This is a genomic window from Zoogloea oryzae (assembly GCF_030161255.1).
Classification (GTDB): domain Bacteria; phylum Pseudomonadota; class Gammaproteobacteria; order Burkholderiales; family Rhodocyclaceae; genus Zoogloea; species Zoogloea oryzae.
In genome coordinates this window covers 1-13,917 of sequence record NZ_BSPX01000055.1, presented here as the reverse complement: position 1 = coordinate 13,917, position 13,917 = coordinate 1, and the positions used below count along the sequence as shown (strand labels likewise).

The following is a 13,917-nucleotide window of genomic DNA, read 5'->3' as shown; positions in this document are numbered from 1 at the left end:
CTGTCCGGATTCCCGGTTCCAGCAAGAAGACGCCTTCGGGCGTAATGCCGTTCATGTAGCGCTGAACGGCATTACGCCCGAAGTCGCGTTTACAGTTTCGGTCTGTCAGGCCACTCGCCTTCCCGGGCGCTGGCCGATCACGCCTTCCACCGGCGAGCTCGGGCTGCCCTGGTATTCGCGGCGGGGCATGCGGCCGGCAAGAAAGGCGTGGCGGCCGGCGCTCACGCCCTGGCGCATCGCCAGCGCCATGCGCACCGGGTCGCCGGCGGCGGCGATGGCGGTGTTCATCAGCACGCCGTCGCAGCCCAGTTCCATCGCGATGGTGGCGTCCGACGCGGTGCCAACGCCCGCATCCACGATCACCGGCACGCGGGCTTCGTCGATGATGATGCGCAGGTTCCACGGGTTGAGGATGCCCATGCCGGAGCCGATGAGGCTCGCCAGGGGCATGATCGCCACGCAGCCGATGGCTTCGAGCATCCGTGCCTGCACCGGATCATCCGAGCAATACACCATCACCCGGAAGCCGTCGCGCACCAGGGTTTCGGCGGCCCGCAGGGTTTCGGGCATGTTGGGGAAGAGCGTCTCGGGGCTGCCGAGCACTTCCAGCTTGACGAGATCGTGGCCGTCGAGCAGCTCGCGGGCGAGGCGCAGGGTACGCACGGCGTCCTCGGCGGTGTAGCAGCCGGCGCTGTTGGGGAGCAGGGTGTGGCGCTTGGGGTCGAGCGCGTCGAGCAGGCTCGGCGCGGATGGGTCCTGGCCGATGTTCACCCGGCGGATCGCCACGGTGACGATCTCGGCGCCGCTGGCGTCGATGGCGTCGCGGGTCTGGGCGAAATCCCGGTACTTGCCGGTGCCCACCAGCAGACGCGAGCCGAACACCTGGCCGCCCAGCACGAAGGGCGTATCCAGCGGCCCGGCGGTGGTGCTGAAGTTTGGTTCCATGTTGCCCATGACTAGCCTCCTCCCACGGCCACGACGATTTCGACCCGGTCCTGGCCTGAGAGCCCGGTCTCGGCGTAGCGCCCTTTGGGGACGATCTGCCCGTTCACTTCCACGGCGATCCGCTTGCCGGTGTAGCCGAGCGAATCCACCAGATCGGTCACTTTCCAGCCGGATGGCACGTCGGCCGCTCGCCCATTTACGCAGATGACCGTGTTCATCGCGCCTCCTGCGTTACGGGCGCGAGCTCGTCGGCGCGATAGGACGAGCGCACCAGCGGGCCGGCGGCGACTTCGACAAAGCCCATCCCAAGGGCGACTCGGCGCCATTCGTCAAAGGCCTCGGGCGTCACGTAGCGATCCACCGGCAGGTGGGCCGACGAGGGCCGCAGGTACTGGCCGAGGGTGAGGATGTCGCAGCCGTGGGCGCGCAGGTCGCGCAGGGTGGCGAGCACTTCCTCGTCGGTTTCGCCAAGGCCCAGCATCAGGCCGGACTTGGTGGGTACGTTGGGCAGCTGGCGCTTCACCCGGGCGATGAGATTCAGCGAGCCCTGGTAGTCGGCGCCGGGGCGCACGGCGCGGTACAGGCGCTCGACGGTCTCGATGTTGTGGTTGAAGACGTCCGGCGGCGTGGCGGCCAGGTGGTCGAGGGCGAGGGCCTCGCGGCCGCGGAAGTCTGGCGTCAGCACCTCGACGCGGATGCCCGGCATGGCGCTGCGCACCGCGTCGATGCAGGCCGCGAAGTGGGCGCCGCCGCCGTCGCGCAGGTCGTCGCGGTCCACCGAGGTGATGACCACGTAGCGCAGGCGCATCTCGCGCACGGCGTCGGCGAGGCGGCGGGGCTCGTCGGCGTCGAGCGCGGCGGGGCGGCCGTGGCCCACGTCGCAGAACGGGCAGCGGCGGGTGCAGATGTCACCCATGATCATGAAGGTGGCCGTACCGCGGGTGAAGCACTCGCCGATGTTGGGGCAGTCAGCCTCTTCGCACACCGTGTGCAGGGTGTGGCTGCGCAGGCGTTCGCGCAGGGCGCTGACCACCGCGGTGCCCGGGTCGCGGGCGCGCAGCCAGGGCGGCTTGGGCGGGGATGCACGGGCGCTGTCCACCTTCACCGGGATGCGGGCGAGCTTGTCGGCGCCGCGCAGGCCGGCAGGCGTGTCGATGACGTGGGGCATGGGGAATCTCCGCTGGGCGCGGGGCCGTGAAGCCCCGCGCGGGTTGGGGCGATCAGCCGACGAAGCGGGCGATGGCCCGGTTCACCTCGTTGGCGGCCTCCATCTGCACCATGTGGCCGCGGTTGGGCAGCACTTCCACCGGGTAGCGGCCGGACAGCGCGTGGGCGTGGGCGACCGGGATGATGCGGTCTTCCTCGCCCCACACCAGCAGCACCGGCTTGGCGATCTCGGGCAGCGCGTCGGCCAGCACCACGGCCTGCTGGCCGCCGGCGAAGAGCTTGCCGGATAGCGTGGTGAGCGCTGTGCCCACGCCTTCGAGGCGCTTGTACTTGAGCAGGTCGTCCACCAGCTGGCGGGTGACGAGGCCACTGTCGGCGAAGAGATCGGCCAGCACCGGCTTGAGCGCGTTGCGGCTGCCGGCGGCGACGAAGCCGTCGATGTAGCCGCTGTTGATCTCGCTGCCGAGGCCTGCCGAGCACACCAGCGACAGGGAGCGCACCCGCGCCGGATGGCGCCGGGCGACCATCAGCGACACCGCGCCGCCCATGGAGTGGCCGACCAGATGGGCGGCGTCGACGCCGACCGCATCCAGGAAGGCGGCCACGGTGTCGGCGAGGCTCTCCAGCGTGCCTTCGCCCACGTCCTTGGTGGATTCGCCGTGGCCGGGCAGGTCGAGGGCGTACACCTCCCGGTCGGCGGCCAGCGCCTCGTGGTTGAACAGCCAGTTGTTGAGGTCGCCGCCGAAGCCGTGGATCAGCAGCATCGGCTCGCCGCCTTCGCCGCGCTTGAGGTAGCGCAGGCGGTGGCCATTCACGTCGATCTTCTGGGGCGTGGGGCCCTGGTCCTCGGCGTCGCCGTCGGCGGGCTTGAAGTTGGACTGGTAGTCGGTCACGTAGGCGTCGATGTCGGCGTCGGAGACGTCGGCATCGGCGATCACGCCCAGCAGGCCGCCCACCGGCAGCACGTCTTCCTCGTTGGCCAGGGTGCGGCGCAGTACGCCGCTTTCGGCCGCCTCGACGGCGCCGGCGATCTTCTCGCTTTCCACCTCGACGATCTCCTGGCCCTTCTCGATGGCATCACCCACCTGCTTGAGCCAGCCGTTGACCTTCCCCTCCTGCATGGAAAGGCCCCACTTGGGCATGGTGACGGGATGAATGGCGGACATCAGCGGTACTCCTTGAGGGACTTGGCGGCGGCGACGATCTTGGCGGCGCTGGGGATGTAGAGCTCTTCGAGCGAATCGCTGAAGGGGACGGGGGAGTGCGGGCCGGTGATCTGGCGGATCGGTGCCTTGAGGCTGGCGAAGGCGTTTTCGGCAACCACGCCGGCGATGTCGGAGGCCATCGAGCAGCGGGGGTGGGATTCATCCACCACGATCAGGCGGCCGGTCTTTTCGACGCTTTCGAGGATGGTGTCGGTGTCGAGGGGCGAGGTGGTGCGCGGGTCGATGATCTCGCACTGCACGCCGGCCTTCTGCAGCTCGGCGGCGGCTTCCTGGGCCTTCTGCACCATGCGGCCGATGGCGACGATGGTCACGTCGTTGCCTTCGCGCACCACGGCGGCTTCGCCGAAGGGCACGGTGTAGAGCTCTTCCGGCACCTCGCCTTCCATCGTGTAGAGCGCCTTGTGCTCCAGGAAGATCACCGGGTCGTTGTCGCGGATCGACTGGATCAGCAGGCCCTTGGCGTCGTAGGGATTGGACGGCACCACTACCTTCAGGCCCGGGATGTGGGTGAAGATGTTGTAGAGGCACTGGGAGTGCTGGGCCGCGGCGCGGAAGCCGGCGCCGTACATGGCGCGGATGACCACCGGCGTCTCGGCCTTGCCGCCGAACATGTAGCGGAACTTGGCGGCCTGGTTGAAGATCTGGTCGAAGCACACGCCGAGGAAATCCACGAACATCAGCTCGGCTACCGGGCGCATGCCGCAGCAGGCCGCGCCCACCGCCGCGCCCACGTAGCCGGATTCCGAGATCGGGGTGTCGATCACGCGGCCCGGGTGCTTGTGGTAGAGGCCGCGGGTGACGCCCAGCACGCCTCCCCAGGCGTCCTGCTCGCCGGGCGAGCCTTCGCCGCCCGCCACGTCCTCGCCCATGACGATCACGTTCTGGTCACGGGACATTTCCTGGTCGAGGGCCTCGTTGATGGCCTGCTGGTAGGTGATTTTTCTTGCCATGATGGGTTTGTCTCCTTTGAATTCCGTTGGGTGGCGGCTCAGTAGCTCACGTATACGTCGGTGAGCAGGTCGGCTTCGCTCGGCTTGGGATCGGACTTGGCCTTGACGACCGAGCCGTCGATGAGGGCCTTCACTTCGGCGTCGATGGCATCGAGCTCGGCCTGGGTGAGGGCGCCGCTCTGGGTGACGCGGCGGGCGAACTGCATCAGGCAGTCCTTGGTTTCGCGCAGGGCCTGCACTTCGCCCGGGGCGCGGTAGGTCTGCTGGTCGCCCTCGAAGTGGCCGTAGTAGCGGGACAGCTTCACCTCCACCAGGGACGGGCCGCCGCCATTCCGGGCGCGCTCGATGGCTTCGCCGGCGGCTTCGTACACCGCGAAGAAGTCGAAGCCATCCACGGTCACGCCGGGCATGCCGAAGGCCGAGGCGCGGTCGGCGATGTTTTCGCAGGCCACCGAGAACTTGGACGAGGTGGCTTCGGCGTAGCCGTTGTTCTCGGCCAGGAAGATCACCGGCAGGTTCCACACCGAGGCGAGGTTCATGGCCTCGAAGATCGTGCCCTGGTTGGAGGCGCCGTCGCCGAAGAAGCACACGCTCACGTAGGGCTGGCCGCGCAGCTTGGCGGCGAGCGCGGTGCCGCAAACCAGCGGGCCGCCGCCGCCGACGATGCCGTTGGCGCCGAGCATGCCCACCGACAGGTCGGCGATGTGCATCGAGCCGCCCTTGCCCTTGCAGGTGCCGGTGGTGCGGCCCCAGATCTCGGCCATCATCCCCACCGGGTCGACGCCCTTGGCGATGCAGTGGCCGTGGCCCCGGTGGGTACTGGCGATGTGGTCTTCGGCGGTGAGGTTCATGCACACGCCGGTGGCCGACGCCTCCTCGCCAGCGTACAGATGCACGAAGCCCGGGATCTCGCCGGTGGCGAAATCGGTGTGCAGGCGCTCTTCGAACTCACGGATGGTGCGCATGGTGCGATAGGCCTTGAGCAGGTCGTCGCGGTCGAGTTTCTTGGTCACGGTTGTCTCCAGTCGTTGGATTTTTGAGGGCACCCGGCGGCGGTCGTGGGCTGTCCGCCGCCTGGATTCAGGCCGGGGCGATCAGGGGATCGGCACCCGTTTGCCTTGTCGCGGCGGGCGGGCCGTCGCGCAGGGCGGGTTCGAGGGAGGCGGACACCACGAGGGCGTCCGCCGCATGGGCGGCGGCCAGCGTGGCCGCCACATCAAGGGTGATCGGGCCATCGAGGAACATCCGCACGCTCGCCGGGCCGCGGCCGTCGAGCACGATCTCGGGTTCGCCGTCGAAGGCCAGGATGGCGGGTTGGGTGCCGAGCTCGAAGGCGATGCCGGGCTGCATCAGGCCGCTGGCCGCCACTTCCACCACCTGCACCAGCCCGGGCGAAATCGCCGCGAGGCGGGCCGTGCCGGCGCCCTGGCGCACCCAGCGTCCGAAAGGCGCGGTGCGGGCGATCGGGCCGCAGGCGGCGGCGATGGCGGAAAGTCCGATCGCGTCGGGCTCGGCGAATGCCGCAAACACAGCCTCGACGGCATCGGCGGCATATACCGCCCGGGCGCCGATGTGCTCGGCCGGCATCACGCCCACATCCACCAGGGCCATGGATTCGCCGCTCGGATGCGTGACGCGCAGGCATTTGTTGTGGATGCAGGCGGGCTTCACGCGCCCGGTGACGGCCAGCCCCGCTGCGAGCCCCACGACGGTCGCCTCGCCCAGGGCCGGAAAGGCGTTGTTGGTGCCGGTGGAGAGCGTCGCCAGCGGAATGTCGCCCGACGCCAGGGCCACGGCCCGGTGGGTGCCGTCGCCGCCAAGCACGACGATCAGCGCAACGCCGGCTGCGTGCATCGCCTGCACGGCCCGGACGGTGTCGCGGGCGTCTTCCAGCACCGGCATGTCGATGAAATCCACCTGGGGCCAGGGCGTGTTGCCCCGACGGCGATTGAGCTCGACGGCCTTGCGGAGACGGACGGCGATGCCGGCCCGGTCGGGCATCATCAGTACGCGGGTCACCCCGGTCGCGCCGAGGGCACCAAGCAACCGTTCGACACAATTGACCTTGTCGGCGGCGGAATAAACCGAGGCGCCGCTGGTCAATCGCCGGATATCGTGCCCGGACGCAGGATTGGCCACGATGCCAATCACGGGAGGGGCTTCCGATATTTGTCTCACGATGGCTCCGCTATTTGGATTCAGGTCCAATCCATTTAGCAGTTCGCGTGCCAGCAATTGCCCGTATTTTTTATATTGCGGTGCGTTAAATGAAATGGCCAGGGCAATCAGTGTGATTGGCGTCTTGCGGTTGGCTATTGCGGCGGTGCAATAAAATGACGTGAGCCATAAGTTGATACAGGCGACCGAAAATAATCAGGAAAATGAGACACCTGTCTCATTTTCTCGGTGGTGTCGCGGCATTGATTTAATTGACGTAACGGAATACGCTTCGCGCTACCAAAGGAAGCAATACATAAAAATCCCTACCTATTAATAAACAAAGGGGAAAAACAATGATTCGGGGTCATGGAGAGATCGCCCGCCATGTGGCGCGGGTGGTCAATGTGGTGGAGCGGGGCGGCATTGCGAGCCCGCGGCCGGTGCAAGACCGGCTGGCGCGTTCGTGGGAGCGCTCCCTCAGCAACTATCGTGTCGACCCGGGGCAGGCCAGCCTGCCGCAGGTGGTCACGGCCCGTGAGCTGCGCGAACACCGGGAGCGGCTCGATACCTTCATGCGCATCGCGCGGGAAGGCGTCGACCGCCTTTACGATTCGCTGCGGCCGGCCAAATACTGCGTGCTGCTCACCGACGCAGCCGGCGTCACCGTCGATCTGCGTACGGTGCCCGAGCTGGAGCGCGAATTCCGCGCCGAAGGCTTTCGCGACGGCACCCGCTGGTCCGAGATGGAAGAGGGCACCTGCGGCGTCGGCACCAGCCTTGTCGATCGCCAGCCGATCCTCGTGCATCGGGACGAGCACTTCCGCTCCCACAACATCGCCTTCACCTGCAGCTCGGCACCGATCTTCGGCATCGACGACGAACCACTGGCGGTGCTCGATGCCTCGGCCCTCAATTCGCCCGAGCACCGCGAGAGCCAGGTGCTGGTCTTTCAGATGGTGGTGGAAAAGGCGCGCCTGATCGAGGACGCCTTCGCCTTCCACAGCCTGCGCAGCTACTGGATCCTCCAGCTGGGCCGCAGCCCCGAGCTGATGCACGTGCATACCGATTACCTGGTCGCCTTTGACGACGGCGGCCGCATCGTGGGCGGCAACCGGCGCGCCCGGCAGGAGCTGCTGCAGCGCCGCGGGCCGGCGCCGGAACATATCGGCGATCTCTTCGAGTGTTCGGCGGCGGATCTGCTCTCTGCGTCCCACGCCCGCCCGGGGCAGGCGATTCCGCTGCGCATCCAGGGCAGTGGCGCGCGCATTTTCGGGCTGCTCCGCGCCCCCGACGCCCGGCCCCGCTCTGCGCCGGCGCATCCGGTGGCATCCGGCGGCGAGGCCGTCAGCGTCGCCGAGGCCCGGGGCTTTGGCCATCTCGCCACCGACGACCCGCGGGTGCGCAACAACGTGCAGCGCGCCCTCAAGGTGGTCAACCGCGACATCCCGGTGATGCTGCTGGGCGAGACGGGCACCGGCAAGGAGGCCTTCGCCAAGGCCATCCACGACGCCAGCGACCGTCACAAGCAGCCCTTCGTGGCCCTCAACTGCGCGGCGATCCCGGAAAGCCTGATCGAGAGCGAGCTCTTCGGCTACCGGGACGGCGCCTTCACCGGTGCCCGCAGCAAGGGCGCGCGAGGCAAGATCATCCAGTCGGACGGCGGCACGCTGTTCCTCGACGAGATCGGCGACATGCCGCTGGTGCTGCAGAGCCGCCTGCTGCGGGTGCTGGCCGAGGGCGAGGTGCTGCCGCTTGGCGCCGAGCAGCCGATCCCGGTGCGCCTGCACATCGTCTGCGCGACCCACCAGGATCTGCCGCGGCTGGTGGCCGAAGGGCGCTTCCGGGAGGATCTGTACTACCGGCTCAACGGCGCCGTGTTCCTGCTGCCGCCGCTTCGGGAGCGGGAGGACATCGGCACGGTGATCGACCGGGTGCTGCACGAGGAAGCCCAGGCCATGAGCCGCGAGCTGCGGCTGGCGGACGAAACCCGCGACGCCCTGATGCGCCACCCGTGGCCGGGCAACATCCGCCAGCTGCGCCACGCGATGCGTTACGCCTGTGCGATCAGCGACGGGCCGCTGCTGATGCCCCAGTCGTTCCCGCCGGATCTCTTCACCACCGCGCCGTCGACGCTGATGCGGGCGGCGGCCCAGCCGGCGCTGCCGCCGCTGGTTGTGCAGACGGAAGCCCCGGCGCCCGCCCTCAAGCCCAAGGATCTGGCGCTGCGCGAACGCATGCTCGAAACCCTGCGCCGTAACCAGTGGCAGGTGACGGTGTCGGCCAGGGAGCTGGGGCTGTCCCGGGCCACCTTCTACCGCAAGCTGGCCAAGCTGCAGATCGTGGCGCCCAATCGTCAGGCCTGGTGACGCCTTCCTGCGCTAACTAAAAAGGGGCCTCGCGGCCCCTTTTCCTTGTGGCTGACGCTGCGGGCGTTACGGCTGCTGGCGCCCCAGGTGCTTGAGGTAAGCCACCAGCTCCCAGATCTGGTCCGGCGAGAAGGCGGCGCCCCAGGGCGGCATCACCTCGGCGCCCTGGCGGCCCTTGCTGATGGTCTCGAAGGCCAACTCGGGCGGCAAGTCGTCGCCGCGGCCCTTGAAGTCCGGCGCCCGTCCGCCGGTGCCCTCGTGGCCGTGGCAGTAGCCGGCGCAGGTCTTGGCAAAGCGACGGCGACCGGCCTCCACGCGGGTCGGGTCGTCCAGATCGAAGGGCGCCAGCGTCAGGTGGGTGGCGGCCTTCGGCTGGGTCGCGGCGATCAGCTTGACGTAGGCGGTCAGCTGCTCGATGGCCTCCTCGTCGAGCACCGTGCCCCAGGGCGGCATGGCCTTGTCGCCATGCTTGCCGCGCACGATGCGTTCGTGGATCAGCGTGGGGTCGAGATCGGTACGTCCGGCGAGGCGCGGCCCATAGCTGGCGGCGCTGCTGCCGGGGGCGACGCCGGTGCCGGCTGCGCCGTGGCAGCTCACGCACAGGGCGTCGAAACGATTCTTGCCGGCGGCCACGCGGGCCTTGGCGTCGTCGGCGGGCGGCGCGACTGCGACGGCGGCGGTGGCGATCGACAGGAGGGCAAGCCCGCGCAGCAGCGTCGGGCGGAAACGGATCGAAGTTTTCATTGTTGTGCTCATCCAAAAAAATGGGGTGCGGCGAGGGGAGGTCTCGACGCCGCACCCCGGAACAGCACGGCAGCCGCGTCCGGCGTGACCGTGCTGCGGAGCCGCTTACTCGAGGGTGAAGGCCATCAGGGCCGCGCCGCCGGGCAGATCCTTGATCTGCGGGAAGGCGCCGGCCAGGAAGCCCGGGGCGTGGGAGCCGAGGCCGGTGGGGATCACGATGTACTGCTTGCCCTTGACGGAGTAGCTCACCGGGCCGCCACGCACGCCGGAGCCGGCGTTGAAGCGCCACAACTCCTTGCCGTTGTCGGCGTCGTAGGCAAACAGGTGGCCTTCCATGTCGCCGGTGAACACCAGCCCGCCGCCGGTGGTGAGCACGCTCGCGAGCGGGGGCAGCGGGTAGCGGATGCTCCACTTGATCTTGCCGGTGAGCGGGTCACGGGCATCCAGCCGGCCGTCGGGCTTCTTGCCGGAGGGCGGCGGCACCAGCTTGATCTCGTCGATGCCCAGCGACAGGGCCGAGATGGCGGTGAGGTTGGCCGGGTCGTCCTTGCCGGCGACGACCTCGTTGCACACCTCCATCGCGTGGGTGTACCAGAGCCCGGTGCCCGGGTTGTAGGCGCCGTGGTTCCAGCTGCGGGCGCCCAGCAGGTTGGGGCACAGCAGCTCACGCTTGCCCGGCTGGGGGCGGCGCGGCTCGATGAGGGCGCCGGTCTTCGGGTCGATGCCCTTGGCCCAGTTCATGTTCTCGGCAAACTGCCAGACGTTTTCCAGGCTGCCGTCCTGCTTGTCCATCACGAACACGAAGCCGCTCTTGTTGAGGTGGACGATCACGTCCTTGCCGCCCTTCTTGACCACCAGCGCCTCGTAGGCGGCGTCGAAATCCCAGCTGTCGTGGGGGATTTCCTGGCGGTGCCACTTGAGCTGGCCGGTCTTGGGGTCGATGGCGAGCAGGGTCGAGGTGTACTTGTTGTCGCCCTCGCGGCCCGGGGTGTAGTAATCCGGCGCGGCGTTGGAGGTGCCGATGTAGATGGTGTCTGAGACTTCGTCGTAGGTGCCGGGCATCCACGCCGAGCCGCCGCCCACCTTGCCGCTGTCGCCGGGCCAGCTGGCGGGGTCGTTCTTGATGATGTCGAAGTTCCAGGCCGGTTTGCCGGTGTCGGCATTCACTGCGTAGATCTTGCCGGCGATGGGCTGGTCGCCGCCGGTGGTGCCGCCGAAGAGCACGTCGCCGGCCAGTTGGGGCGGGGACGAGAACAGCGCGCCGTACTGGGTCTTGGGATCGGTGAGCTGGGTGGACCACAGCTCCTTGCCGGTCTTCTGGTCGAGGGCCAGGAAGCGCCCGTCGAGGGTGCCGACGAAGACCTTGCCGCGGCCGACCGTCACGCCGCGGCTGGCCGAGGCGTAGAAGGCCTGCTTGGCGATCGGGTTGAGCTTGGTGGTGTAGTGCCAGATCGTCTTGCCGGTGGCGGCATCCACGGCCCACACGTTGTTGTCGGCCGAGATGTAATACAGCACGCCGTCCAGCACGATGGGTGTGGCCTGCAGGCCGTGGGCGATGTTGCCCGGCTGGTGCACCCAGGCGACCTTCAGCTTCTTCACGTTCTGCTTGTTGATCTGGGTGAGCGGGCTGAAGCGCCAGGCGTTGGAGCTGCGGTGGTACTGCGGCCAGTTGTCGGGGTCGGCGTAGCCGGGGCGCGCATCGGCAGCCGCGCTGGCGCCGGCGGCAAGAAGGGAGACGGCGGCGACGATCGGGGTCAGGGCACGTTTCATGGTGAGAGTCCTCAGGCAAGGGGGCAGACTGGTCGACCGGGGGCGGGGCGGAGAGGGAGGGAGACGCCCACCCCCGGTCTCCAGGTCGCAAGCGGTGTCAGAAGGTGAAGTTGATGCCGGCGTTCAGCAGCGTCGAACGGTGCCCCACGCTGGGAATGCCCGCCGCGACGATGCTGGTCTTGATCGTTGCCGCCGAATCCGCGTCGACGAAGGCGGTCTGGACGTAGAGCGTGGTGTCCTTGCGCAGCGCGAAGTCGTTGGAGATCACGATGTTGCGGGTGTGGTCGCCGGAATTGAGGCGGTCCTTGTTGTCGTAGTAGGCGAGCGTCGCGGTGTTGTCCGGGCGCCATTTCCAGTCGACGCCCACGCCGATTGCGTTCACGTTCGACACGTTGAGGCCGTTCGAGTGGTTGTTGCGGGCGTTGAGGTAATTGGCCTTGAAGGTGAAATCGCCAAAGGGCACCGCGATGCCCAGGCCGCCGTGGCGCACGTTGTCGTTGGCGGTCTGCTCGTCCTTGATGACCTGATACGAGGCCGACAGGATCACCGGGCCGGTATAGGTGCCGCCCAGCGCCCAGGCGCTGTTCTTCTGGGTGCTGCCCGACTGCCCGCCGGCCGACCACAGGACGCCGAAGCTGAAGGGGCCGACGGTATTGCGGTACTGGATCGCGTTGCTGAAGAAGATCCCGACGTCGTTATTGGTATTGCGGTCGGTGCCCGGCGCGCCGGCGGTGGCCTGGTATTGGTTATAGGCCCAGGCATAAAGGTTGGAGAATTGCTCCTTGAAGGCGCGCGGCTCGGTGCCGATATGGGCGAGCAGCGCCGGGCCATATTGGCGGCCCAGCGTCACGCTGCCCCAGTCGCCCTTCAGGCCGAGGTTGGCCTGACGTCGGAAGAACGGGGTGCCGGTGCCTTCCGCGTCGCCCGTGCCGTGAAAGCGGCCGTTGTTGGTGTCGTAGTGGATCTCCAGATTGAAGAAGCCTTCGAGGCCGCGCCCCAGGTCGCGGTCGCCCTTGAAGCCCAGGATCGACTGGCGCAGGCCGCTGGTTTCCATGGACGTCTTGCTCTTGCCGTCCGGGTCGGTGCGGCTCTGGTAAAGCAGGCCGGCGTCGATGATCCCGTAGATCTCGACATTGGTTTCGGCAAACGCCGGAAATGCAAGAACGGGCAGAACGACGGCGGCAGCAAGTCGGCCGTCGATTCGACCACGGCGGGTGGAAGAAATCGGTTTCATGGTTGTCTCCTCTTTTAATTGGTGGCTCCGGAATACCTCGCCGAAGCAACGGATGCCTTTTTCCCTGGGCGGGCCGGGCACGGGAGACTCATTGCAATTTCTTTGCCAGCAAATGAAATTCGCGCCGGATGGTGAATTGAGGTCAATTCACGGGCGAATAAGGAGACACCTGTCTCAATTCTCTTCGTCAAATGGAGACGCCTGTTCGGCAAATGAGACAGATGCTCCAGCCAATTGCGGTTTTGGGCGGTGGATTGGCGTGGTCTGATATTTGCTGGTCGTCCTGGCCCCCACAAGGCCGGCGGTTAGCTTTCCCGACCGCTTAACACCCACGGAGACCTTCATGAACGCCCACGATAAATTCCTCGCCGCGTCCGCCCACGTGGACGAGGCTGCCGTTGCCCCGCTGCCCAACTCCCGCAAGATCCACGTCGAAGGCTCGCGCCCGGACATCCGCGTGCCGATGCGCGAAGTCAGCCAGGCCGACACCCCGACCGGCTTCGGTGGCGAGAAGAACCCGCCGATCTACGTCTACGACTGCTCCGGCCCCTACACCGACCCCAGCGCGAAGATCGACATCCGCTCCGGCCTGCCGGCGCTGCGCCAGCGCTGGATCGAAGAGCGCGGCGACACCGAAGTGCTGCCTGATCTGACCAGCGAATACGGCCGCGCCCGCGCCGCCGACCCGGCCCTGGATGAACTCCGTTTCCCCGGCCTGCACCGCAAGCCCCGTCGCGCGCTGCCGGGCAAGAACGTCTCGCAGATGCACTACGCCCGTCAGGGCATCATCACCCCCGAGATGGAATACGTGGCGATCCGCGAGAACCTCAACCGCGCCGCCTACCTCGAGAACCTGCGCAACACCGGCCCGATGGGCGAGAAGATGGTCAAGCTGCTGTCCCGCCAGCACAAGGGCCAGGACTTCGGCGCGGCCATCCCCGCCGAGATCACCCCCGAGTTCGTGCGCAGCGAAGTGGCCCGCGGCCGCGCCATCATCCCCAACAACATCAACCACCCGGAATCCGAGCCGATGATCATCGGCCGCAACTTCCTGGTGAAGATCAACGCCAACATCGGCAACTCGGCGCTCGGCTCCTCCATCAACGAAGAAGTCGACAAGATGACCTGGGCCACCCGCTGGGGCGGCGACACGGTGATGGATCTGTCCACCGGCAAGAACATCCACGAAACCCGCGAGTGGATCATCCGGAATTCGCCCGTGCCCATCGGCACCGTGCCCATCTACCAGGCGCTGGAAAAGGTGAACGGCAAGGCCGAGGAGCTCACCTGGGAGATCTTCCGCGACACGCTCATCGAGCAGGCTGAGCAGGGCGTCGACTACTTCACCATCCACG

The 13,917-nt window shown here is 67.6% G+C and carries 12 protein-coding genes; 2 read left to right on the top strand and 10 right to left on the bottom strand.

Features of this window, described 5'->3' with window-relative positions; all coding sequences use genetic code 11:
* Nucleotides 1-105: 105 nt before the first annotated feature.
* The 7 genes from QQK25_RS16060 to QQK25_RS16030 form a co-directional block, all read right to left on the bottom strand.
* Entirely contained in the window at nt 106-954 is an 849-nt protein-coding gene (locus QQK25_RS16060; protein WP_438696475.1) for a thiazole synthase, read from the bottom strand.
* A 2-nt stretch (nt 955-956) separates the two neighbouring features.
* Nucleotides 957-1,163 carry a sulfur carrier protein ThiS gene (thiS, locus tag QQK25_RS16055; protein ID WP_153160408.1) on the bottom strand — a complete coding sequence of 69 codons (207 nt, stop codon included), beginning with the start codon at nt 1,161-1,163 and terminating at the stop codon, nt 957-959.
* Nucleotides 1,160-2,113 (bottom strand): lipoyl synthase, encoded by a 954-nt coding sequence (lipA, locus tag QQK25_RS16050; RefSeq protein ID WP_284188835.1) that lies wholly within the window; start codon nt 2,111-2,113, stop codon nt 1,160-1,162. Before lipA ends, thiS begins: the two co-directional genes overlap by 4 nt.
* Nucleotides 2,114-2,165: 52 nt before the next feature.
* Entirely contained in the window at nt 2,166-3,278 is a 1,113-nt protein-coding gene (locus tag QQK25_RS16045) for an acetoin dehydrogenase dihydrolipoyllysine-residue acetyltransferase subunit (RefSeq protein WP_284188834.1), read from the bottom strand.
* Nucleotides 3,278-4,288, bottom strand: coding sequence for an alpha-ketoacid dehydrogenase subunit beta (locus tag QQK25_RS16040; protein WP_284188833.1), 1,011 nt, complete (start codon nt 4,286-4,288; stop codon nt 3,278-3,280). The genes QQK25_RS16045 and QQK25_RS16040 overlap by 1 nt, the downstream gene beginning before the upstream one ends.
* 38 nt (nt 4,289-4,326) lie before the next feature.
* Nucleotides 4,327-5,301 (bottom strand): thiamine pyrophosphate-dependent dehydrogenase E1 component subunit alpha, encoded by a 975-nt coding sequence (locus QQK25_RS16035; protein ID WP_284188832.1) that lies wholly within the window; start codon nt 5,299-5,301, stop codon nt 4,327-4,329.
* 67 nt (nt 5,302-5,368) lie between these two features.
* Nucleotides 5,369-6,427 carry an NAD(+)/NADH kinase gene (locus QQK25_RS16030; RefSeq protein ID WP_284188850.1) on the bottom strand — a complete coding sequence of 353 codons (1,059 nt, stop codon included), beginning with the start codon at nt 6,425-6,427 and terminating at the stop codon, nt 5,369-5,371.
* A gap of 374 nt (nt 6,428-6,801) precedes the next feature.
* Here QQK25_RS16030 and QQK25_RS16025 point away from each other — a divergent pair, with 374 nt between their 5' ends.
* Nucleotides 6,802-8,814, top strand: coding sequence for a sigma-54-dependent Fis family transcriptional regulator (locus QQK25_RS16025; protein WP_284188831.1), 2,013 nt, complete (start codon nt 6,802-6,804; stop codon nt 8,812-8,814).
* A 66-nt stretch (nt 8,815-8,880) separates the two neighbouring features.
* Here QQK25_RS16025 and QQK25_RS16020 read toward each other — a convergent pair whose 3' ends face one another.
* The 3 genes from QQK25_RS16020 to QQK25_RS16010 all read right to left on the bottom strand — a co-directional run bounded on the left by QQK25_RS16020 (nt 8,881) and on the right by QQK25_RS16010 (nt 12,562).
* Nucleotides 8,881-9,558, bottom strand: coding sequence for a c-type cytochrome (locus tag QQK25_RS16020; RefSeq protein WP_284188830.1), 678 nt, complete (start codon nt 9,556-9,558; stop codon nt 8,881-8,883).
* Nucleotides 9,559-9,663: 105 nt separating this feature from the next.
* Nucleotides 9,664-11,328 (bottom strand): pyrroloquinoline quinone-dependent dehydrogenase, encoded by a 1,665-nt coding sequence (locus tag QQK25_RS16015; RefSeq protein WP_284188829.1) that lies wholly within the window; start codon nt 11,326-11,328, stop codon nt 9,664-9,666.
* 97 nt (nt 11,329-11,425) lie between these two features.
* The gene (locus QQK25_RS16010) at nt 11,426-12,562 is read right to left on the bottom strand and encodes a porin (protein WP_284188828.1); all 1,137 of its coding nucleotides are present in this window, start codon (nt 12,560-12,562) and stop codon (nt 11,426-11,428) included.
* A gap of 343 nt (nt 12,563-12,905) precedes the next feature.
* Here QQK25_RS16010 and QQK25_RS16005 point away from each other — a divergent pair.
* The coding region (locus QQK25_RS16005) for a phosphomethylpyrimidine synthase ThiC (RefSeq protein ID WP_284188827.1) at nt 12,906-13,917 on the top strand (1,012 nt) is incomplete at its 3' end.

Coding starts and splice junctions, on each gene's coding strand:
- QQK25_RS16060 (WP_438696475.1), bottom strand. CDS start 954: ATGGGCAACATGGAACCAAACTTCAGCACCACCGCCGGGCCGCTGGAT.
- thiS (WP_153160408.1), bottom strand. CDS start 1,163: ATGAACACGGTCATCTGCGTAAATGGGCGAGCGGCCGACGTGCCATCC.
- lipA (WP_284188835.1), bottom strand. CDS start 2,113: ATGCCCCACGTCATCGACACGCCTGCCGGCCTGCGCGGCGCCGACAAG.
- QQK25_RS16045 (WP_284188834.1), bottom strand. CDS start 3,278: ATGTCCGCCATTCATCCCGTCACCATGCCCAAGTGGGGCCTTTCCATG.
- QQK25_RS16040 (WP_284188833.1), bottom strand. CDS start 4,288: ATGGCAAGAAAAATCACCTACCAGCAGGCCATCAACGAGGCCCTCGAC.
- QQK25_RS16025 (WP_284188831.1), top strand. CDS start 6,802: ATGATTCGGGGTCATGGAGAGATCGCCCGCCATGTGGCGCGGGTGGTC.
- QQK25_RS16020 (WP_284188830.1), bottom strand. CDS start 9,558: ATGAAAACTTCGATCCGTTTCCGCCCGACGCTGCTGCGCGGGCTTGCC.
- QQK25_RS16015 (WP_284188829.1), bottom strand. CDS start 11,328: ATGAAACGTGCCCTGACCCCGATCGTCGCCGCCGTCTCCCTTCTTGCC.
- QQK25_RS16010 (WP_284188828.1), bottom strand. CDS start 12,562: ATGAAACCGATTTCTTCCACCCGCCGTGGTCGAATCGACGGCCGACTT.